Annotated in this window: 8 protein-coding genes; all 8 read left to right on the top strand. The window is 46.9% G+C overall.

The annotated features are described in order from the left end of the window. Nucleotides 1-489 precede the first annotated feature (489 nt). The 8 genes from AC58P7_RS18845 to AC58P7_RS18810 all read left to right on the top strand — a co-directional run bounded on the left by AC58P7_RS18845 (nt 490) and on the right by AC58P7_RS18810 (nt 25,651). Complete coding sequence (locus AC58P7_RS18845; protein ID WP_497345499.1) at nt 490-2,721, top strand: helix-turn-helix domain-containing protein; 2,232 nt, start codon at nt 490-492, stop codon at nt 2,719-2,721. Nucleotides 2,722-2,931: 210 nt separating this feature from the next. Then, entirely contained in the window at nt 2,932-3,906 is a 975-nt protein-coding gene (locus AC58P7_RS18840; protein WP_497345497.1) for an ABC transporter permease, read from the top strand. 25 nt (nt 3,907-3,931) lie between these two features. Further along, nucleotides 3,932-4,795 (top strand): carbohydrate ABC transporter permease, encoded by an 864-nt coding sequence (locus tag AC58P7_RS18835; protein ID WP_497345496.1) that lies wholly within the window; start codon nt 3,932-3,934, stop codon nt 4,793-4,795. A gap of 84 nt (nt 4,796-4,879) precedes the next feature. Further along, nucleotides 4,880-6,454, top strand: coding sequence for an extracellular solute-binding protein (locus AC58P7_RS18830; RefSeq protein WP_497345494.1), 1,575 nt, complete (start codon nt 4,880-4,882; stop codon nt 6,452-6,454). 116 nt (nt 6,455-6,570) lie between these two features. After that, a complete protein-coding gene (locus tag AC58P7_RS18825; protein ID WP_497345491.1) occupies nt 6,571-7,935 on the top strand; it encodes a glycosyl hydrolase family 28 protein in 1,365 nt (454 codons plus the stop codon). Between the two features lie 301 nt (nt 7,936-8,236). Continuing rightward, nucleotides 8,237-14,956, top strand: a complete 6,720-nt coding sequence (locus tag AC58P7_RS18820) for an OmpL47-type beta-barrel domain-containing protein (protein WP_497345489.1) — start codon at nt 8,237-8,239, stop codon at nt 14,954-14,956. Between the two features lie 214 nt (nt 14,957-15,170). After that, entirely contained in the window at nt 15,171-20,939 is a 5,769-nt protein-coding gene (locus AC58P7_RS18815) for a LamG-like jellyroll fold domain-containing protein (protein ID WP_497345487.1), read from the top strand. Between the two features lie 245 nt (nt 20,940-21,184). Then, a complete protein-coding gene (locus tag AC58P7_RS18810; protein WP_497345485.1) occupies nt 21,185-25,651 on the top strand; it encodes a LamG-like jellyroll fold domain-containing protein in 4,467 nt (1,488 codons plus the stop codon). Nucleotides 25,652-25,782 lie beyond the last annotated feature (131 nt).

The raw sequence follows: 25,782 nt of genomic DNA, 5'->3' as shown, positions 1-25,782 counted from the left end.
ATTAAATGTTTGTCCTTTTTTAGCCATAGAAAAATCCCCTCCAAGTTGTTCTCATTTCCTTATGATACCATAAGGTTTTTTTTGAGTGTCTACTTAAAGGGGATAATACCACCTACGAGAAATCGTAGGGCTTTTTAGTATTAGTTTCTCTTGCGCCGAATGCGACGATCGAGAAATCGACAGATCACATTGTGACTTGGACATGGAACACAGCAGCTCCGATGTTTAACAATCATACCTTCACTACGATTACGTTCGACAATTATGTATATGCTTACGGTCTTGACAATAACTGGAATGATTCGTTTGACAATACAGTATCGGATCCCAACAAGCTTTTTCTTGCACGGATAGGTAGACTTACATGTGCTCCCTTTAAAAACCTAAGTGCAAGGCATCATGCAAACATGGTACAATATAAGTTACAATAATGAAAGCGTATACTTATGAACCGGATGAATGATCCGATAAGGTTAAAGGGGGCTTGTTATGAGAGTACTGCCCAAGTACAGAGATACCTTTTTCACCCGTCTTATCTTATCCTATACGATTTTGGCCGTCGTCCTGATTGGGCTTACTGGAGGTTATCTATATTCTCAGGCCAATCGATTGATGGTTGACGAAATCGCCAAGGACAGCCGAAACCGACTCGCTACCGCAAAGGATTATGTCGAACAGACACTGCTTAGAAGATTCGAAGACAATCTACAGAATAAGGCGTTATCCACCATTTTTATTCAGAATAATTCCAATTTGAATTATTTGTTGGACAACGGATGGGAAGGCAATCTCAGCCGCATTGCGTCGTTTCGCCAGGATCTCGATAATTATAAATTGGCGATTGAAGGTGCTTCTAAAATGACGGCCTATTTTCGTACGGGAAATTATGTCGTTGACAATAATTCCTTTTTTATGAAGCCGGATAACTCTACAGACGCCGCTTTCATCGGGCAGCTGCAGCAAACTGTTCCGAACCGATGGTTGACCCGAATAATGCCGGACGCAACTTCCAGCACTATTGAAGGGAAGCAAGTGATGACTTATGTCGTTAAGCTTCCGTATGGCATTCCAAACGCCACACCTAAAGGATACTTGTTTGTTGATGTCGATCTGGAATATGTGAAACAGGCTGTCGCCAAAATCATGAGCTCCCCGCTAGAAAGGCTATATATATTCGATCAGGCCGGGAATGTGATCGTTCAAACAACGGATTCGAATCCGGATGAAATTCGCCTTCTTCAGAACGTAATTGGATCCGGTGAGACCGTTCGGGAGCTCGCTGATGACAAGAACGGCAAAATTGTTATGTCGTACCTCGACAAATCGAAGTCGGGGAACGGTTGGACCTATGCGATGGTTCGTCCGATGAATTCGTTTGTACTGGCTTCTGAACAAATCAAAACCAAAATATTTGTAAGCTGCAGTTTGGTGCTCTTGATAGGGTTTGTCATTTCCTACATGATTTCAAAACGATTTTATATTCCAATGAAAAGGCTTGTACAGCATATCCGCAGCCTGCATCAACCTAATTCGGCACAGTCCCAAATGAACGAATATGCAATCATCGGCAACGCGCTGAATATCATGGGACAAAAAATCGAGACCCTGGAATCCCTGGCGAAAACGAACGAGATGAAAAATCTTGTTTTGGGCGCCAGCCTCGGACTGGAGAATATGGACGACTTGCCTCAGGACTGCTACTTTCTTGTCGCGTATATTCCGCTCATCGAAGGTAATAGTAACGAGTTCAAGCGGCGTTATGAACAGATAGACCACTCCGTACGCAATGAGATTGTCTGCTTGAACTTGAAGGAAGCAGCTATCATCTTCTTCTTTGATTCCCGCGACACAGTCGATGATGAGTTGATTGCTTCAGATTTAGTTCGGGTAAAAGAGGTCATTAGCGACGAGATCCGTTTCGGGGCTGCGATCGGTTCTTGTGTTCAATCGCTCGAAGAAATCCCACTCTCCTATCAATTGGCGAAGCAAGCTTATCGCTATTGCTTTTTTTATGGTCAGGAAGCGATTGTTCTGCACTCGAAGATTTCTGCATTGAACCCGACGCCATACATGTTTTCGTTCGATCTCTATAAAAATGCATTGAAGGTCGGGAATGTGAACGGTGCGAGTCAGTTTATCGATGAATTCGCCAATATTCTGGAGGAACAGAGCTTGCAGCTCGAAGCAGTGGAGTTGGCGTTGCTTCAGTTGGTTTCCACGCTTTATCAGGTCGTTATCGAGTTGGATTTACAACAATTGGTTCCTCCTTCCAATCTGTTTGATGAACTGAAAAAAGATACACTATCGGCCACGATGGACGCGATTCGCAGCCTCTCGAGGCAGATAGCCGTTCATGTAAGCGAATCGGGCAATCATGCGCATGCGGATGTCATATTAAAATTGAAAGCGTATATCGATGAACATTTGCACGAAGAGCTGTCGCTCAATGTTCTTTCAGAAGTGGCCTCTCTGGCTCCAGCTTACATATCAACCTTGTTCGGTGAAGTCATGAGGGAATCGTTTACCGAATATGTAACTCGGGCCCGTTTAAACAAAGCCGCAAATTTGCTGTGTGAAGACACAAGACTATCTGTTGCAGAAATCGCCAACCTGGTCGGGTATCGTAACCCTCAATATTTCCATAACAAATTTAAATCCCGCTTCGGCATCACGCCGGTTCAATATCGGCAGGCGAAAAATACAGATGTGCAAACAATCTAGCTAGTAGAAATACTCATCAATCAGCCTATGCAGGCTGATTTTTTTGTTAGGAAGCCCTTTAACCATGATTCATTAAAGAAAATGCAATCTGATCTGAAAGAATTCATAGGAATTCGAATGATATTACAATAGAAAAAACGCTTTCATTCGTATAAAGTTGGGTTAAGAAAACGAGGCCTCATTACTCAACTACGAAAGGAGTCTAGAAACATGAATCCGGCAAACGCCTCTGAATTAAGCGTTGTCAAAGAAGTAAGCCAAAAAACGGAATCGAGATTGGCGTACAATTGGAGACAATATAAAAAGAACAAGTATCTGTTCCTGTTGCTGGCTCCTGTGCTGATCTGGTATGCCGTTTTTCATTACGCTCCCATGTATGGCATTCAATTGGCTTTTAAAGATTTTTACATTATGAAAGGAATATGGGGAAGCCCTTGGGTTGGGTTCAAGCACTTTCATTATATATTTGCGATGTCACCCGACTTTTGGAAAATCATGCGAAATACGGTCGTGATCAGCTTTTATCACATCGTATTCGGATTTCCGGCCCCGATCATTTTGGCATTGCTGTTAAACGAAGTGCGGAATTCGGTATTCAAGAAGATTGCCCAAACGATCTCGTATTTGCCCCATTTTTTATCCTGGGTCGTCATTGGCGGGATTCTGATTACGCTGCTGTCTCCGAGCACCGGGGTTGTCAATTATATCATCCAAGAGCTTGGGTTTAAACCGATCTATTTTTTGGGCAACGAATCGTATTTCCGGTTCACGATGGTCTCATCTGCCATCTGGAAAGAAATTGGCTGGGGAACCATCATCTATTTGGCGGCTTTGGCGGGAGTGGATCTGCAGTTGTACGAAGCAGCCGTACTTGACGGAGCAAACCGCTGGAAGCAAACCTTGCACATTACGATTCCTTCCATCCTCCCGGTTATTACTATTCTATTGATCTTGCGGGTTGGCGGGGTTCTGGACGCGGGCTTCGACCAGATCCTGACCTTATATTCTCCAGCCGTATATGGCGTAGCTGATGTATTGGATACGTATGTGTACCGCGTAGGCTTGCAAAACTTCCAGTTCAGTTTGACGGCAGCAGTCGGTCTTTTCAAAAATGTCGTAGCAGTAGTGCTGGTGTTAGCGACCAACTATATCGTGAAAAAAATGGGGCAAGAAGGAATTACGTAACAAGGGTTCAGAAAGGAGAACGGCCGTGAGACTAAGCTTAGGTGAAAAAGTGTTTCAAATTTTCGTAATCGCATTTCTTGCTTGTGTTTGTATATGCATGATCTACCCGTTTCTTCACGTTCTTGCCATCTCCCTTAGTACGAGCGCCGAGGCGCTAAGGCCGGGATTGCACTGGTATCCGCATGAGATATCGCTCGGTGCTTGGGAGAGAGTGTTTAAGACCGATTCGGTTTGGATTGCTTTCGGGAACACGGTGTTTCGCTCTGTAGTGGGGACGTTTCTAACGCTGCTATTTATGGCGATGGGGGCCTACCCGCTCTCGAAGAAGCATCTTCCGCATCGCAATTTTTACACGATGTTTATCGTTGTAACGATGTTTTTTGGCGGAGGGCTTATTCCCACCTACCTCTTGATCAAATCGCTAGGGTTCATCGATTCTCGTTGGTCCTTGATTATCCCTGGCTTGATCAGCACATATTCGATGCTGATTCTTCGAAACTTCTTCATGAGCCTTCCGGAGGAGTTGGAGGACTCCGCCAAAATCGACGGAGCAAGCGACCTGCGAATTTTGTTCACCATCGTGATACCCTTGTCCAAGCCTATATTGGCCACCCTTGCGCTTTGGTCCGCTGTCGGGCATTGGAACGCCTGGTTCGATGCGATGCTGTACATTCAGGATCAATCGAAGACTGTGCTTCAGATATTGCTAAGAAGAATCGTGATTACCGCGGAGGGAGACAACTTGCTGGCCGTGCCTATCGAGGAACAGGCGCCGGAAACCCTCAAGGCCGCAATCATCATGTTTACTGCGTTGCCGATCCTCATCGTCTATCCGTTTCTTCAGAAATATTTTGTCCAAGGCGTCTTGGTTGGCTCGCTAAAGGGTTAGCATATATCACCTGATTTAAATGGATTGCTCTTGTAGTGTTCCGTCTAAATATAACTTGTATAACAAAAAGGGAGGCAAAAAAGAATGAAACAGATTAATAAAAAAATGTTGGGTATGACTTCTATCGTCTTATCGATGTCGCTTTTGGCGGCAGGATGCAGTGGAGGGAAATCGGCCGAACAAACGCCGGCAGCTTCCAATAAACCGGGGGTAGCAGAAAAGCCGATTGAAATTACTTGGGCGAACAACTTCAATGCGCCTGAAGCTGACGACAACTACGTGCAGAAGCAGTTGGAGCAAAAATTCAACGTAAAAATCAAGAATGTCAAATTTGAACGTACGACATGGAAGGATAAATTCGGAGTTTTGCTTGCCTCCGGACAAGTTCCTGACATATTCCCGATCGATGCGAACGAAACCGATATGGCCACGTGGGCGGATCAAGGCGTCATTGCCAGCATTTCCCCAGATGAAGTCAAAAAGAATATGCCGAATTATATAAAATCGCTGGAATCGGTTGACGTAGGTAGCTGGGGGGTAGGCAACTACAAAGGGAAGAACTGGGGGATTCCTAAGGTATGGCCGGACGGAGAGGCTGGCTTCATTCCCGGTTATAACGATGCCTGGCTGAAGAAGATTGGCTACAACGAACCTCCGAAGACGCTCGCGGAGCTGGAGGATGTGCTCACCAAATTCGCCAATAACGATCCGGACGGCAACGGCAAGAAGGATACGTACGGCATGTCGGGTCGAGGCAAGCTCCCGATCCAAATGTTCACCTCCGTATTCTCGGCTTACGGCGTATCGCCATATCAGTTCAAGCTGGGTGCTGATGGCAAAGTCGTGTACGGCGGGCTCACGGAAGAAACCCGCTCCGCGCTCAAGCTTCTGAACAAGTGGTACAAGAGCGGACTGATCGATCCGGAGTTTATTACAACCGACAACAATCAGCTCAACGAGAAATTCGCCAACCAAAAGATCGGTATGGTCGACAACATGAAGTGGGGCAATTTCGACAAGAACTCCGGATTTATTACGAAACCCGGATCGGATAAGGGCCAGACTGTCGTTGCCGGTAAGCCGGTTGTCGGCCCGGCCGGTAAATCGTTGAGCTTCGCTTACGGCGGTCGTCAAGCTCCTGTTCTGTTGGGCGCACAGCTCGAGAAGGATGAAGCGAAAAGGGCCAAGATTGAGCAAATTCTCGATGCCGTTGCAACAAATCCGGATTTGTGGTTGCTGACGGTTTACGGTCAGAAGGACGTCAACTATGATATGAACGGCGACTTGGTTGTTCCGAAGACGACACCGGAGGCCGCTGCTATCAAAGCCGGCGCCGGCAGCTTCTACAATCCGCTCAACGCTGCAGTTACTTCCATGGCGAAATATAACACGAGCAAGGAAGTGCTGGACCTGAAGGCGAAGGTAAATGTCGGTTATGAGCCTTTGAAGGACATTTTGGGACCGGCCGTTTTGACCAACAAGTCGAAATATGGGGCGAATCTGCAGACGCTCCAGGACGCATATTTGATTAAATCCGTCACCGGCGAAGCGGATACGGACAAAGGGTTCGACGATTTCAAGGCGCAATGGCTGAAAGCTGGCGGTCAAGAATTGACGGACGAAGTCAATAAGGTGTACGCAGAGCGGAATAAGAAATAGTAACTTTCAATAATACCGCTTCATTATTGAGCCGGGGAGGCGGAACATCAAGTTAAGTTCCGGCCTTTCCCGGCCCTTTATTTTACGAACAAAAGTGATTTTGGAGGAGAAGTCGAGTGAATACGGTTCAAAATAATTTGATGACATATCCCACGCCAGTAGAAGCAACCGGTAATTCCGATTTCAAGGTACGGGTCCGTTCGTTGCAGGGCGAATGGCAGGAGTTGTTTTGTTATAACGTGAAGGTCGATATGCATGACGTGCGGAATGCGTCGATGGTGTATTTTGATTGCTCAGGACCTGTTGAAATTGAAGTGATAAAGAATGTAGGGGAGGTAGAGGAAGCGATAATTCGCCCCTTATCTTCTGGGCACGAATGTACTTATAGCGGTAATCGGGTGACCTTCATGCTTGATCGTCCGCGTAAATTATCGTTGGAAGTGAACGGGGATCGGTTCCACAATCTTCATATTTTTGCAAACCCGTTGGAAGAGAACGTTCCGGATCCGGCTGATCCCGATGTGATTTTCTTCGGGCCGGGTATGCATATTCTGGAGGAGCCCCAATTCCGCATTCCCTCCGGGAAAACGGTTTATATCGCTGGAGGTGCCGTTGTTGTAGGGGCGTTAGTGTGCGAGCATGTACATGATGTGACGATAAGGGGCAGGGGGCTGCTCTATATGTCGGATTTTGAAAAAACCACTTATTATCGTGGAGTTCAGATCACCTTCTCAAAGAACATCACGATAGAAGGAATTATTACGGTTGATCCACCACACTATACCGTACTGATTGGACAATCCGAACATATCTCAATCCGCAACCTTAAGACGTTCAGTACTCGAGGATGGTCGGACGGCATCGACATGATGTCCTGTTCTCACATTAATATCGACGACGTCTTTCTGAGAACTTCCGATGATTGTATCGCTATATACGGACACCGGGGAGAGTTTGACGGAGACAGCCGGAACGTGACGGTTCGAAACTCGACCCTTTGGGCGGATGTCGCCCATCCCATGAATATAGGCACCCATGGAGATTCCGAAAACGGTGGAAATGTCATAGAAAACATCGTGTTTGAGAACATCGACATTTTGGAGCATCACGAACCGCAGCGCGACTATTGGGGATGTATGGCTATCAATCCTGGGGACAATAATACAGTCCGAAACATCAGGTACGAGAATATCCGGGTCGAACAATTTGAACTCGGAGAGCTTATTAACATTCGGGTCGTGCATAATCCGAAATATAATCCGCATCCAGGAAACCGGGTGGAGGATATATATTTTAAAGATATCGTGTTTAATGGTATTTGCGAAAATCCGTCCCGTATTGAGGGGTTCGATGAAACCCGGGTTGTGGACGGCGTAACCTTTGAGAATGTTATTGTAAACGGCCGACCATTGGAATTAGATTCGGAGGATATCCTCATAGGGTCTTTTGTTCAAAATGTCAAGGTGATTTCAAAAATGTAAGTGATGAGTGGAAGCAATATGGATATTTTAGAGGATGGAGAACCTGCCATCCTCCCTTTTTACAGATTTTGCAGGGCGGATTTAAAAAAATCTGATGAAATTGAATAATTTTACAATGGATAGAGCGCTTACATTTTGATAGGATTCATTGTGAAAGTGCTGAAAGATGCTTATTTTGATTGTTGTAAAAAAAGGGGTTCAGTGGAGGTGAATAAAGATAAAGATTCGGAATAGTTTGTTTGCACCAAGTTATAACTGAATGAATGGGGGAGTACAAATGAAAGGGCTTACTTTCAGGAATATGTTTAAGCGCATTTTGTCTATTGTTGTTTCCATTACTTTTATGGCCACGATCCTGCCTTTTGCGGCCGGAGTAGCTGCAGCGGACTCGATGATGACGGATTATCAACCAACGATTACTGAGACCATCGATGCGAGTGGTTTCAAACATCCCGGTATCGGACTTACCAAGGATATTCTTGAAAATATGAGGACAGAGGTACGGGCGCAAAAAGAACCTTGGAATACCTATTTTAACGCAATGCTTACCTCTTCATCCGCTTCTAAGACTGTCACGTCCAGCAATCAGAGCGGCGCTGACTCTACGAAACCGGGCACTTATGCTTTTAATAGTCAGGGCGTTGAATCCAAATTTATTGCAGATGCTTTGAAAGCGTATACTCAGGCGATTTTGTATGTTGTAACCGGTGATGAGTCTTACCGGGCCAATGCTCTGCATATTATCCGTATTTGGTCCCAGATGGATCCTGCGCAATATGCGTATTATACCGATGCGCATATTCACTCGGGAATCCCGCTCAACCGTATGGTTGCAGCTGCGGAAATGTTGAGATATTCCAGCTATCAAACAACATCACTTGCGTGGACAGATCAAGATACGGCTAATTTTACGACCAATCTGATTACGCCGGTCATCGAAACCTTACAGCATTATAATGGTTACTTTATGAACCAGCATCTTTATCCGTTGATAGGAGCTATGGCAGGTTATATCTTTACCGGAAACAGAGACCGGTATAATGAGGGCGTAGAGTGGTTTACCGTTAACAAGACGGCTGTAGACCAGGGACAAAACGGCTCCATTAAGCAATTATTTAGATTGGTGACGAAAAATGACTTGACAGGTGAGACGGTTGATCCACCGGTAGTTCAGCACGTCGAAATGGGCCGGGACCAAGCGCACGGCGCCGGAGACGTCACCAATATGGAACTTTTGGCGCGTTTATTGCTTTCCCAGGGAACCAAGGTAGATCCGGTGGAAGGGACGGTATCCTCAGCGCCGAATGCTGTTGGTCCATACGAATTTCTGAATGACCGAATCCTGGACGCTTCTGAGTTTTTTGCCAACTACATGTTGGGTTACGATACACCGTGGGTTCCTACTGCGGCACATACCGATGCCAACGGCAATCCAACCATCATTTATAAACAACTGGCAGGCGGTTATAGAGGAAGGCTGACACAAAATACGTGGGAGCTGTTCTACTACTATAAGTATGTCAGAGGAATCAATATGGAAGAAAGGGCTCCTTATTTTACCAAAATGTTCTCTGATCGGGTGATTTACAATTGGGACGGCGTAGATGGAGGCGGAGATTTCTGGCTCTTTATCCCTCCGGCAGCCGAGGCTGAGGGCACCAAGTACCTTGTGAAGCCTATAGTAGACCCATATCGGGAAATGGAAGACCGGTACTCGGCGCTCGACAGCAACTCTGCTACCATGCAAGAGGGAACGACTTCCTTCGCCCGGATCAACGCAACGGAAGCAGGAAGTAAAATTGCGCTTGTTGGTTCCGGCAACGGGACGAGAAACATTGGATTCAGGATTCGGACCAATGGCGTAGCTAGAATGGAAGCGTTCGGTGATACATTGACGCTGCCTGATACCAAGGGGCAGTGGAGATATGTGACCTATGCGTTTAATGCTTACCAAGGCTTGGGCGATCTCCTTTATATCACGATTAAAGGCGCCGGTACGACGGTTGATATTGACCACATTAATGTTCAAGCTGGAACACTGCTGACGCCTCCGGTATTTACGGCGGGAAATGCAGATGTCCATTTATTTACCTATGTAGGGTCTACCGCCACTATCAATTACGATTTCTCCGCAACAGACACAGGTGCAACCGATGTAGTCGCTTATCAGATTGATAATAAACCTGCGGGTGCTGTGTTTAATGAGAGCACCGGCGCTTTCTCCTGGAATCCGACACAAGCCGGAACTTATACTTTTGTAGTGGGGGCGTCAGACGGAACTACGGTTACCACAAAGGACGTTAAAGAGGTAGTAACCAGTGACCGGCAATCGGTAGTGAGCGCAGTTATCGCTCCGTATAATGCTAATATCAGTTATGTTTCGTCAACAGTTGATACTTATAATCAAGCTTATACTGACGTGATGAATTTGATCTCCAGCGCATCCGATGATGTGTTCTATCAGAAAATGGCGAGCTTGAATAGTGCAGTTGAAGGACTTCAACAATTGACCCCGTTATTAAACGATGGAAGTATGAATTATGCCAATATGTTTGTTTCTTCAACCTTCGGCACTGCAGTACCAAACCTTTTGGATAATACTCCTGATAGCTTTGTATGTTATTGTGTAGCTCAGAATTTGAGTCATATCATGGATTTTGGGCCTAGCTATAAAGTGTCGGCCAATGCTTTCGAGCTTCAGGTAAGAGCCAGTTTTCCGGAACGTATCGGCGGTGTTGCCATGTTTGGATCCAATGATAAAGAGAATTGGACCCGTTTAACACCCGGCCTGACAACGGTTACGGAAGATATGCAAACACTTCAGGTGCAAGATGACCTCAAAAATCAGCAGTTCCGCTTCTTGAAAGTGCAAATGATTCAACCATCGAGTTCCATGCTTGAAGTGGCTGAATTCAGAATCTTTGGAGAACGTCATGAGGCGGTAAACAAGCTTTCGTCGGTTTCCATCAGCTCGGATCAGAGCTTGAAAAACCGAATTGTTGAAGGCAATACGGTGAAATTGTCCTTCCAGTCGACAGAACCGATTAATCATGTGAATGTAACGATTCAAGGGCAGCCTGCAACGGTTACTACTGCCGACAATTTGAACTGGACAGCTGCGTGGGTGGTCGATAGCAGCGCTGCAGCAGGTACAGTTAATTTTAACCTCAACTACAAAACGGCTGCAGGTATGGATGCCGCACCAGCCATTTTCACAACCGACGGCTCTTCCTTGTTCATTGCCGACCAGAAAGGGCTGATCAGCAATCTGTTTGATATTACCACCTTAATAGATTCTAGTGGAAGAAACCAGGCAGATCTGCTGGCAACGGCAAGCGCATTGTTTGACAGCAATTTAGGCTCTGTGACGGATTTTCGGCTAAATGGCAGCGGATACGGATCCTATATCACCTTCGACTTTAAGGAAGGTGGCCAGGCAACGCTTTCGAAGGTCGACGTCATCTCAAGGCAAGATAGTAACTACACCAGAATCAGCGGTACCGTGGTTCAGGGCTCCAACGATAATACGAATTGGACCACCATTTCTAACGCAGCAGGAAAGACAGATGTTTGGCAAACCTTAACCATCAACAGCACACAACCCTACCGTTATATCCGCATCACCAACGGGAACAACTGGTATGGAAATATGGCTGAACTGAGATTGTATGGCGTGACGGAATCCTTTAACAAAATCCAGGCGGCTTCGATTAGTTCGGATCAGAGCCTTAATAAGAGGATTGTTCCGGGGAACACAGTTAAATTAGCCTTCACAGCAAAAGAAGCGATCAATAATGTCAATGTCATGATTCAAGGCCAACCTGCAACGGTCAGCACGACAGACAATGTCAACTTTACGGCAGCGGCTACCTTGAACCAAGGCGCAGCAGCGGGAACTGTGAAATTCGCTATTAATTACAAACAGCAGGATGGAACGGAGGGATCCCCGAACACGACTACAACAGATAACTCCACACTGTATCTTGTTGACGAGTCCGATGTGATTAATGCGGCCAGTATTGCCACTTTATTGGATCCGACTTCGGGAAGAACGGCAGCAACAACTTCGTCCATCGTCAATTCGTTATTTGACGGCAACGTGGGTACGATTTCTGATTTCCGCAATGGTTCCAGCGGATCTGGAGCGTACATTGCCTTTGATTTTAAGGAAGGCAACAAAACTACGCTTTCGAGTATAGAACTGCTTGCAAGACAAGATGGTTATTATGGGAGAATTGGGGGCACCGTGGTTCAAGGCTCCAATGACAATACGACTTGGACGACGCTCACAACAGCAGCGGCCTCTGCAACGGATTGGCAAACCTTTGCGGTTAGCGATACTACAGCGTACCGTTACATCCGCATCTACAATGGAAACACCTGGTATGGGAATATGGCTGAGGTAAGATTCCATGGCGTGGTTGAATCCTTTAACAAAATTGAGTCGGCTTCGATCAGTTCGGCTCAGAGCCTTAATAAAAGGATTGTTCCGGGCAACACGGTCAAAGTAATCTTCAAGGCAAAAGAAGCGATCAATAACGCCAATGTTACAATTCAAGGTCAGGCTGCAACCGTAAGTACGACAGACAATATCAATTTTACGGCCACGGCGACCATGGATCAAAGCGCAGCAGCAGGTGCAGTGAAATTCGCCATTAACTACAAGCTGCAAAATGGAAAGGACGGATACCCGGCCACTTCTACAAGTGACGGTACTTCGCTATACATTGTTAACGAGTCGGATGTGATTCGCAATGTGACCAGCATCGCCAATTTAATCGATTCCACTTCGGGAAGATCTGCAGCAACAACCTTATCACAGGTGAATAGTTTGTTTGACAGCAATTTAGGTACGATATCCGATTTCCGTATAGGCAGCAACAACTCCGGAACGGGAAGTTACATCACCTTTGACTTTAAGACAGGCAATCAAGCTACGCTGACGAGTGTGGAGTTGATTGCAAGACAAGATACCAATTATACGAGAATTAATGGTACCGTGATTCAAGGCTCCAACGATAATACGACATGGACGACGCTCACAGCAGCAGCGGGAAAAACGATGGATTGGCAAACCTTGGCGATTGCCAGCAAAGTACCATACCGTTATATCCGCATTTATAACGGAAACGCGTGGTTTGGGAATATGGCTGAAGTGAGATTCCATGGGGTTGTGAAAGCAGCAGACGTGACGCCTCCGGTAACAACCGATAATGCAACGCAGGGATCGGTCAACAATAATGCGACGGTAAGCCTTAATGCCGTTGATGCAAGCTCCGGTGTTGCAGCAACTTACTTCAAAGTAGACGGCGGCGCGCAGCAAACCGGGAATACGGTTACCTTGACTACCGAGGGAACGCATACGATCGTGTATTGGAGCGTGGACTGGGCAGGCAATGTGGAGCCACAGCATACCGTCACTGTAAACATCGCCGATACTATTCCGCCTGTTGTGGCCGGTTTGTATGCAGATATGACAGTACCGACCAACAAAGATGTTCATGTGACCATCTACTATCCGCTTGATGCGGCGGTGATGGAGTACAAAGTGGGCGATAACGGCGTATGGACCGTGTACACGGCTCCTGTAACTGTTTCCGACAACGTAACGGTGTATGCAAGAAGTGCGGATGCTGCCGGCAATGTCTCGGACGTTGCGAGCTACACGGTCAGCAACATTTACAAGACAGCACCTTCGGACGCAATCTTCACAGCTGATATGACAGATCCGACCAATGGTAATGTCATCTTGACGATCAGCTATCCGGACAACGTGGCGGTCAAGGAGTACAAAGTAGGAGATAACGGTACATGGACAGCATATGCTTCGCCTGTGAACATATCGGAGAATGTTACCGTCTATGCACAAAGCAAGGACATTGTAGGCAATCTATCGAATGTGACCCACTATACCGTCAACAATATCGACAGGATGCCGCCTGTGGATGCTGTTTTGTCCGCCGACATGACAGCGCCGACTAACCAGGATGTCACTGTAGCGGTCACCTATCCGGACGATGCTGCGGTGAAGGAGTACAAAGTGGGCGAAAGCGGCGTTTGGACCGCGTACGGCGCTCCTGTGGTTATCTCCGAAAATAGCACGGTGTATGCAAAAGGTACGGATGCTGCGGGCAACGTCTCGAACGTCACGCAATATGTGGTCGTCAATATCGACCGTATTGCACCAGCTGACGCAATCTTGGCCATAGATACCACAGCTCCAACCAATCAAGGTGTCACCGTAACGATCACCTATCCGGCCGATGCGGTGGTGAAGGAATACAAAGTGGGCGAAAGCGGCCCGTGGACAGCCTATACGTATCCCGTTGTTGTCTCAGACAATGACACCGTATATGCAAGAGGAATGGATGCTGTAGGTAATGTATCAAATGTAACTAGCCTTATTGTCAGCAACATCTATAAGATTGCTCCTGTCACCACCGCAACATTAAGCCCTGTTTCACCTGACGGTAAGAATAGTTGGTATTGGGCGGATGTTACCGTTAGCTTATCTGTATACGCTAGTGTATATGGAGGAGCAGTGAAAACGGAATATCAAGTGAATGACGGTGCTTGGATCAATTACAACGGTTCCATTCCTGCCTTTGGTGATGGAGCTTATAAGCTGGGTTACCGCAGTACGGATGAAGCCGGCAATATAGAACAACTCAAAACGATTGAGTTCAAAGTAGACAAGACAGCCCCTGTATTATCTGTCCAGTTGGATAAAACGTCGATTTGGCCGCCGAATCATAAGATGGTACCTATCAATGCCGCTCTGACTTCGAGTGACGACGGTTCAGGCGTTGAATCTGTGGTGTTGACCTCCATCACGAGCAATCAGCCGGATAGTGGTCAAGGCGATATTCTAGCCAATTTCGGTACAGCCGCAACTTCTTTCAGCGTGCGTGCGGAAAAAGGACATATCTACAACATCACGTACACGGCTACTGATAAAGCGGGCAACAAAACGGTTAGGACGGTAACTGTCACCGTGCCTAACGATCAATCCAGCCATTAATAAGAAGAATCACATGAAACCGGAAGGAAGGCATTCATGTCTTCCTCTCGGTTTCAATAAATCTTCATCAAAATCAGGCTTATGAAGAACATTTCTTACGGCATGAGAAACCTCCTCTACTGCAGGTCCTACATCATCGAAAGGTGGTATGTCGGCACAACGCAACTGAATTTCAGTTTCCCGTTGGTGTTCTAATTAAATGGAGGAGTACATAATGAAGCTTCGGAAAAGGCTTAGATTTGGAAATAGTCTTAAGCGTAAGATGGCTATTCTTGTTTCCATTTGTTTAATGGCAACGATCCTGCCTTTAGCTGCGAGAGTAGCTGCAGCGGATACAACAGCTCAATCCATGATTACGGATTATCAACCAATGATCAATGAGGTCATCGATGCAAGTGGATTCAAACATCCTGGTGTCGGACTTACCAAGGATATGCTTGAAAATGTGAGGACAGAGGTACGGGCGCAAAAGGAGCCTTGGAATACCTATTTTAATCAAATGCTATTATCTTCTGCCGCTTCAAAGACTATCACGTCCAGCAATCAGAGCGGCACCGATTGGGCGAAACCGGCCACGGTTGCTTTTAATAGTCAAGGCGTTGAATCGAAATTTATTGCAGATGCTTTGAAGGCTTATACGCAAGCTATTTTGTATGTTGTAACCGGTGATGAGACTTATCGGGCAAATGCCATGCATATGATCCGCATTTGGTCCCAAATGGACCCTGCACAATACGCGTATTATACCGATGCGCATATTCACTCGGGGATACCTCTCAACCGTATGGTTACCGCTGCGGAAATCTTGAGATATTCCAGTTATCAAACAGAAGGACTGCAGTGGACGAACAAAGATACGGCCGATTTTACGACGAACCTGATTACCCCGGTCATAGAAACGCTTCAGCATCGTAATGACTATTTTATGAACCAGCATCTCTATCCGCTGCTTGGAGCTATGGCAGGTTATATCTTCACAGGCAACAGAGAACGCTACAATGAGGGAGTAGAGTGGTTTACCGTTAACAAGACCGCTGTAGACCAGGGGCAAAATGGCTCCATCAAGCAATTATTCAGATTGGTGACGAAAAATGACTTGACAGGTGAGGTTGTTGATCCTCCGGTAGTACAGCAAGTGGAAATGGGCCGGGATCAGGCGCACGGCGCCGGAGACGTCACCAATATGGAAATATTAGCACGTTTATTGCTTGCCCAGGAAACCAAAGTCGATCCGGTAGAGGGGACGGTTTCCACAGCGCCGAATGCTGTAAGCCCATACGAATTTCTGAATGATCGAATCCTGGACGCTGCCGAGTATTTTGCCAAGTTCATGATCGGTTATGATACTCCATGGATTCCTGTGGCGGCACATACCGATGCCAATGGAAATCCAACGATCATTTATAAAGAACTATCACAGCAATACAGAGGAAGATTGACTCAAAATACGTGGGAGCTGTTCTATTACTATAAGTATGTCAAGGGAATCAATATGGAAGAAAGAGCCCCATACTTTACCCAAATGTTCGCTGACCGAGTGTTTTACAATTGGGATGGCGTAGATGGAGGAGGAGATTTCTGGCTCTTCATACCTAAAGCAGCTGAGGCTGAGGGTACAAAGTATCTTGTAAAAACAATAACAGAACCATTGAGAGAAATTGAAGATCGCTACACGGCGTTTGACAGTAATTCTACGACAAAGCAAGAGGGAGATACTTCCTTCGTCCAGATCAAGGCGACGGAAGCGGGAAGCAAAATTGCGCTTGTTGGTTCCGGCACCGGCCAGAAAACGATTGGCTTCAAGATTCGGACCAATGGGGTAGCTAAACTGGAAATGAGCTATAGTATTAACGACACGTTGACGCTGCCGGATACGAAGGGGCAGTGGAGATATGTGACTTATACGATGAATGATTTCCAGGGCTTGGGTGACCTTGCGTATTTCAAAGTAATTGGAGCCGGCACTACGGTTGACATTGACCACCTTAATTATCAAGCAGGAACATTGCTGACGCCTCCGGTATTTTCGGCAGGAAATAAAACTTTACACTTATTTACCTATGCCGGGTCTCAGGCAACGATCAATTACGATTTCTCTGCAACAGACGCGAGTGCTACCGATGTAGTTACATATCAGATTGATAATAAACCTGAGGGTGCAGTGTTCGATGAGAGCACCGGCGCATTTTCGTGGAAGCCGACACAAGCCGGAACCTATTCCTTCGTAGTGGGGGCGTCGGACGGAACCACGGTTACAGCGAAGGATGTTACAGTTGTAGTAACCAATGACAGGCAATCGGCAGTAAGCGCAGTAATCGCTCCGTATAATGCCAATATTAGTTATATTTCGTCAACCCTTGATAATTATACAAGAGCGTATGCAGACGTTATGAATCTGATCTCCAGCGCATCCGATGATGATTTCTATCAGAAATTATCGGACTTGAACAATGCAGCCCAAGGTCTTCAATTATTGACGCCATTGTTAAGCGACGGAAGCATGAACTATGCCAATATGTTTGTTAGTTCAACCTTTGGAACTCAATTACCTAACCTTCTGGATAATTATGCAGGCAGTTTTGCAGGATATTACTTAGCTCAGAATTTGAGTTATTTCATGGACTTAGGGCCTAGCTTCAAAGTGTCGGCCAATGCTTTCGGGCTTCAGGTAAGAGCCAGTTTCCCCGAACGGATTGGCGGTACTGCCATTTTTGGATCCAATGATAGAGTGAATTGGACCCGGTTAACGCCAGGCCTGACAACGGTTACAGAAGATATGCAAACACTTGAGGTACAAGATGATCTCAAAAATCAGCAGTTTCGCTACCTGAAAATTCAAATGATTCAGCCGTCAAGCACCATGATTGAATTATCCGAAGTTAGAATCTTTGGAGAGCGCCACGAATCTGTAATCAAAAAAGCAAGCACTATCGCTGATGCGTTGGCGGAAGCGGCGACGCTGCCTGCCGAAAATTATACGAAACAAAGCTATTATCTGTTCCAGAAAGAATTGGGATATGTGAAGAACGCCGTCGGCAATCCTGATTATACCGAGCAAGAGCTGATTAACGAAATTTATGATGCCCGCAGTTTGTTGGTACCGTACACCACGTCGCTGTATTCGTTCGAAGGAAACGCAAAGAATACGTTCGGGTTTTCTTCGTCAACGGACGGAACCGTCTTTGGAACCGCAGCTTACGCACCAGGAAAGGTCGGGCAAGGGATCAGTCTGAACGGCACGGATAGCTACGTTATGCTGCCGGCCTCGCATCCTATGTCCGCTTACAACGAGATCACCCTCTCAACCTGGGTATATTGGAAGGGAAGCAGCCAGTGGCAGCGGATCTTCGACTTTGGCAACAACACCAGTCAATACATGTTCCTTACGCCGAGATCGGGCAGTAATAAGCTTCTTTTCGATATCAAGAACGGCAGCAGCGAAAAATCCGTAGAAACTGCGCAATTGCCGGCCAATCAATGGGTGCATGTAGCGGTAACGCTGGGGAACGGTACGGCGAAGCTGTATGTGGGTGGCGCGCTGAAGGCAACGGCGAGCGGTGTCACGATCAAACCGAGCGATTTCCAGCCTAGCTTGAACTACATCGGCAAAAGCCAGTTTGCCGATCCGCTGTTTAACGGCATGATCGATGATTTCCGCGTGTACAATCGCGTCTTAAGTGATGCCGAGATTGGGGCCGTGTATAACCAAACTGGATATGGGACTGACAAAAGCTTGCTTACGTACTTGCTGGATCAAGCTGCTGCAGCAGGCAATGCCGGCATTTATACGGCTGATAGTGTGCAAGCTTTACAGCAGGCAATACCCGCAGCGCAGGTTGTCGCCTCCGACACCGGCGCAAGTCAGGCTCAGGTTGATGCCGCAGCCGATAGCTTACGAGCGGCCTACGAGGGTCTGGTCTATCTGCCGGGCGTTCCGGCGATCGCTCCTGTAGCGGACAAAACCGTTATAGCTGGTAATCAGCTCACCTTCAAGCTTCATCAATTGAACTCCGTTGCCGGCACTGTATTCAGTGCCAGCGGACTGCCGCAAGGAGCGGTTTTCGATGCGGATAAGCGTACGGTCGTATGGACGCCGGACAAAACGCAGGGAGGTGTCTATACCGTAACCTTAACCGCTGCAGCGAACGGAGGGGCAACTTCCCGTACCGTAAAGCTCACCGTAAAAGGTCAACCGGTCATCGCCTCGGGTGAAACTGTGGAGCTTACGTCAAGGCAACCGTTTACGTATCAGGTGAAAGGGGCGGATCCGACGGGTGCGACGCTGACTTACAGCGCTGCCAAGCTGCCTTCGGGCGCGGCGCTCGACTCGGTCACGGGTATCTTCACATGGACTCCGGCTCATGCGAATTACGGCGACAACTTTGTCACCTTTAGAGTGAGCAACGGATTGTTTACGGTCAGCCAAACGGTTGATTTTAAGGTCAAACTCGGCATGTTGAAGCCGGACGGCTTCACCAAGGGCAGCTATTACCGGTATCAGAAGGAATTCGACCGGATCCAAACTGCGCTCGCTTTGCCGGGTGCCGATAAAGCGGCGCTTGTCGCGCAGCTCGCTCAAGCCGAAGCGGCGCTGGTGTCAACAATCACGCTCACTGCGCCGAAAGTTGACGTGACGTCTTCGATGGTCGCTGCTTCCACTGTAGCCTGGCCTAACGCCAGCGCAGGGTCGGCCGCAGTGAACGGATGGCGGGCGTTTGATGGCAATACGGGCACCAATACCGATACCACGGTCAACCCAAGCTGGATTCTCGTCGATTTGGGTGAAGGCAATGCCAAGTTCATCGGCAGCGTCAGGTTCTATCCGAGAAGCAATTATGTGTCTCGGATCAACGGCTCGATCATTCAAGGTTCGGGCGATGGAACGAACTGGACCGATATTTATACGATTAACGGCATCAGTGCGTTGGCATGGAATTCAGGCGCGATCACGAATACGACGGCCTTCCGTTATCTGCGCTTCTATTCTCCGAGCGGGAACTCGAACGTCGCTGAGCTCGAGTTCTACGAGAAGCCGATCGACCGAACCTTGATCGATGTCTTGAGTTCGGAAGCCAAAGCGTTGAACGGCACGCAGTATGCGGCGGATCAATGGAAAGCCCTACAGAGAGCACTCGACACAATGAATGCTGTTCCGGTTGATGCGTCTCAGGAGATCATTGATGCGGCTACCGCAGATGTGATTGCTGCGCTGAAGGCGCTGCAGATCGACAAGACGCCGCCTGTGACGACGGCTGTCGTTACACAGTCTCAGCTGGATGGTCAGAATGGATGGTATGTACACGCTGTAACAGTTAGCCTTAGCGTTTATGACAATCTGTCGGGCGCAGCCACAACCGAGTACAGTCTGGACGGCGGCAGCACTTGGCTAGCCTACACGACGCCGTTAACGTTGAGTCAGGACAGCAAGTATACGATTAGCTACCGTTCGACGGACAATGCCGGCAATGCGGAAGAGGCCAAAACAATTAGCTTCAATCTGGATACGACTGCACCGACGATTACGGTATCCGGCGTGGTGTACGGAACGTTCAACGATTCCGGGGATATGACTCCGAACATAGAGCTGAGGGATAACATTTCCGGGATTGACAGCAGCAAGACGACGGTTACGCTGGATACGTATGGCGTACAGCAAGGAGCGACTATTCCGCTCTATACGCTGCCTCTCGGCTCGCACACGCTGATCGTGACGGCAAGCGACCTTGCAGGGAATACGAGCAGCAAGACGATCATGCTCCAGACTACGACCAGTATCCACTCCTTGCAGGACTTGGTCACACGATTTAAGACTGCCGGATGGATCGATAACGCTGGCATCGCAAACAGCTTGCAAAACAAATTGGCAAATAACAATCTGTCCGCTTTTGTAAACGAAGTGCAGGCGCAAAGCGGCAAGCATATCTCTGCGAAAGCCGCAGGCTACTTGCTTCGGGATGTCCAGTATTTGTTGTCCAAACAGTAAGATGGTATTTGCCAATGACGTATCAAGCTGCGTAATTTAACAGCCATTTGTCCATTAACCCCTCTTTTGCAGATCGTATGGAAATAAATTTTCCTAATGCATGAGAGGGGATTTTTTATAGTTACAGGATCGCTGTAAGGTGATATTTATATTATGCAGGGGGGGGGATGTGACTGTGTAAACGCGGGTAAAACCGCAGCGGCTAAAAACAGTTATGAGTGTTCAAAAAAAAGGAGGAAAATGAAATGAATCTCTTTAAGAACTGCGATCGCTTTCAAAGGATTGTTTCTAGTATTCTTTGTTTTATGCTGGCAATGACGAGCGTTATCGGTTTTGGCAGCCAGACAGCGACAGCGGCTATTTCACCGCTGATTACTTCATACAAACCACAGGTAGTAAATGCGGATGCCAATGTTTCCTATACGGATTCTAATGGGAACACGATTTCAGGAACCATTCACCATCCGGGCATTGTCATGTCGATGGCTGATTTAGACAATATGCGTGATCATGTAAGAGCAGGGGATGAGCCTTGGAATACGGCTTTTAATGCTTTTGCCAGTGATTCCCGATCCAGTAAAACGCCAAGAATTTATTACGAAGGGAATTACATCTTTGTACATATTCAAGGACCTTGGGGGTTTACCGACCCTAACACGGGTGTCTTTTACAGTAACCCTAGTGATTATGTAGGAACGCGTGGCAATACGGATTCCGAAACCGCTTTTATGCAGGCCATTATGTGGTATATTACCGGCGATGAAACGTATCGTTCCAATGCCATGACGATCATCAGAGATTATTCTGCCATACAGGATGTTGTTACACATACGAGCTTCCGTTTTGCCACGATGACTTATTTGCTGGGGGCAGCGGCAGAAATTTTACGCTATGCCGATACGCCAACGTCCAGTTTGGATTGGACGACTACGGATACGACGAATCTTACCAATGTGATGAACCTTTTTACGGTTACTTATAATGCTCATACCTTTTTTATGAATCAGCATCAATTTACGGCTGGGGGAACGATGGCAAGAGCGATCTTTACCAATGACTTGCAGCTTTATGCAGAGGCCGTAGAAGCAGCGACTGTTAATTCCGCAGGTGATCAAGGCGGAAGAAATGGTTCGATTAAGTATCAGATGCGAATGATGACAACAAATGAAGTAACAGGAGCAGCCTTGGATCCAGCTGATTATCATGTGCAGGAAGTAGAAATGGGGCGCGATGTGGGTCATTCTTATGACGATGTCGCCGGATTGTCTACATTGGCGCAAATGATCAATGCCCAAGGCACGAAAATTGACCCGGTAAATGGCACGATGTCATCTGCTGCCAATGCGGTGAATGCATTCAATTTCTTGGATGACCGGCTGTTAGCAGGTACCACATATGTTCTAAAGTATCATCTGGGTTATGATGTTTTATGGACACCTGCATGGGCAAACCAAGATAGTACTCATCAATATTATAATACGATCAACGCAGATGGCAGAGGCAGGATCGATTCTTTCTTAAGTGTTTTATATAACTATTATAAATATATCGAACAAAAGGACATGACCCAGGAAAAATATAAATACTTGGCCTATGCCTATGAAACGAGAATGCCGGAAGTTGCAGGAAAGGATTATCCGCTTGCTACTTTGTTGTACACACCTGATGCTGCAAAGAATGTAGGCTTGAGCAACCAGAAAACTTTGGGCGGAATAACAGGGTTGACAGCAACGGCGGCAGGCTCGAATACGATCAACTTAAGCTGGACGGGGGTATCAGGAGCACTGGGGTATAACATCTATCGATCCACAGCAGCAGATGGAGTTTATACCAAGATTAACAGTGCGCCCATTACAGCTGCATCTTATAGCAATACAGGGTTAGATCCGAATACGATTTACTATTATCAGGTAGGCGTAGCTGGAGGATCGACGTCAGGTGTTGGTTCGGCATCAACAGGAGGAACGGGCATTCCAGCTTTGGATGCAACCAGTTATACCCTTATGGTCAATGATACGCATAATACGGTATTAACGGTCATGTATCCGGACAGGATCAGTCAGGATCTTTCATCTCAAGCTAGCTACACTTCATCAAACCCGGCCATGGCAACAGTGAATCCAGCAGGTATAATTAAGGGGATAAGTGTAGGTACAACTACGATTACTGCCACATATAACGGACAAACTTATAATGCCACAGTAAAAGTAATCATTGATGCCAGTTTAAATATCTGGTATAAATTTGACGAAACAAGCGGGACTACAGCCGCAGACTCATCCGGATATGGGAATAGCGGTACGATCAATGGAGGTACGAATGCAACATGGACGACAGGCAAATATGGCAACGCCATTAACTTTTCGGGAACGAATACCACGGCCGCTTATGTGGCGCTGCCAGGCAATCTCGTAGATAATATGACCAGTATGACAATGGCTGCCTGGGTGAACTCCAGCAATACTTCTGATCAAATCAGCTTATTTTCGGCCGGTCCGGCAGCTGCCGCAACTCCAACGGATTATATGATGATGATTCTTAAGGGAAGCCGATTTACGATTACTGCCAGTGGGGCTTCTTCCGAACAGAATATTACACAGGGCAGCAATTTAACGGCCAACACATGGAAGCACGTTGCTGTAACGTTATCCGGCAGCACCGGCACTCTATATATAGACGGAGTGCAAGTAGCACAAAATACAAGCATGACGTTTAAACCTTCCGATTTAGCGCCGACTACCAGTGGAAACTTTATAGGCAAATCCGAATGGACAGGGGATAAATATTTAAAAGGGCTGGTTGATGATTTCCGAATCTATAACCGCGCTTTAAGCTCGTCTGAAATTACCAGTGTGATGAATGGGCAAACGATAGGAACCGTGCCGACGGCTCCAACAGGAGTAACGGCAACAACAGCAGACTACAGTTCGATCAACCTAAGTTGGTCAGCCGTAACGGGAGCAACCGGTTATCAGGTATACGTGTCTACTTCTTCCGCAGTGAACGCTATCTATACAAAGGTAAATACGGATGCTATTACCGGAACAACTTTTAGCAGCAAGGGGTTAAAGGCTAATACAACCTACTATTATAAAGTAACAGCAGTAAATGCATTAGGAGAATCAGGTATATCGGTCATTGCTTCAGCAGCAACACCGAATGGAATGCCGGATGCTAATCTAATAACCTGGTATAAATTTGACGAAACAAGCGGGACTACAGCTGCAGACTCATCTGGATATGGCAATAGCGGGACTATTAATGGCGGCAGCAATGCAACATGGACAACAGGTAAATACGGAAATGCCATTAACTTTGGAGGAGCTAATACTACTGCGACTTATGTAGCGTTGCCAGGCAATATCGTAGATAATTTAACTAGCATGACCGTTTCTGCTTGGGTTAATTGCAGTAATACATCTGATCAAATTAGCTTATTTACGGCCGGTCCGGCAGCTGCCGTTACTCCAACTGATTACATGATGATGATTCTTAAGGGAAGCCGATTTACGATTACCGCGAATGGATCTTCAGCAGAACAGAATATTACACAGGGCAGCAATTTAACGGCCAACACCTGGAAGCACATTGCAGTTACGTTATCCGGCAACACGGGTATCTTATATATAGACGGTATGGAGGCAGCAAGAAATACAGGTATGACGTTTAAACCTTCCGATTTGGCCCCAACTACCGGCGGAAACTTTATAGGGAAATCGGAATGGACAGGAGATAAATATCTGAAAGGGCAGGTTGATGATTTCAGAATCTATAACCGTGCTTTAAGCTTGTCAGAAGTTGCCAGTGTTATGAATGGGAAAACAGTAGCACTACCGACAGTACCGACAGGTTTGTCAGCCAAGGTCGTAAGCGGTTTGACAATCAGCTTGAACTGGACGGCTACTTCTAATGCCACCAGCTATAACGTCAAGCGCGCTTCTGCCAGCGGAGGTCCGTATACAACCATTGCCACAGGCGTAATTGGAACCAGCTATACGGATACAGGTCTAACCGCCGGTGCAGTGTATTATTACGTCGTGAGCGCTGTTAATCCTGGTCATGAAAGTGCTAATTCTACGGAAGTCATGGCAACATTGCCTATAGCGCAGCTTAAATTTGACGAGACAAGCGGAACAACGGCAACCGATGCCACAGGCAGTGGTTGGAACGCTACTCTTGTGGGCGGCCCATTATGGGTTGCCGGTAAGAGCGGCAACGCGGTGGATTTTGACGGAACAAACGACTATGTTGCTCTTCCTGCTAGTATTGTCTCTAGTGCTTCCACTTGCACTGTTGCAGCTTGGGTGTATCTGGATGCCGTGAGTAACTGGACACGTATATTTGATTTTGGTTCCGGAACTGCTACCTATATGTTCCTCACACCGAAAAATGGAGCTAACGGCAAAATCAGATTTGCCATCAAGAACAATGGTTCGAGTGAACAAATCATTGATGGGGGGTCCGCGCTGGCAACAGGAGGTTGGCATCATGTAGCCGTCACGTTAAGTGGCGCAACAGGCATCCTCTACGTTGACGGTGCTGTAGCAGGGCAAAATAGCGCCATGACCATTAAACCATCCGATCTGGGTGCCACTACGCAAAATTGGATCGGCCGCTCCCAATACGCCGATCCATATCTCAATGGACGAGTGGATGACTTCCGTATTTATAGCAAAGCTCTTACTGCCGGCGAGATAGCCGCAATACAATAGGCATCTCATGATCAATCAGGAAATCATTGAATGATATTGCAATAGATTAAGCGGTTATATTTTGATAAGGTCACGATAACGACGGCTCGTGTGGTCGGTAGCGATTATACGTTCATTAACGGCGAAACGTT

The organism is Paenibacillus sp. J22FR5, assembly GCF_059691975.1.
Note: the sequence above shows the minus strand (reverse complement) of the source record. Positions and strands in the feature narration are given on the sequence as shown.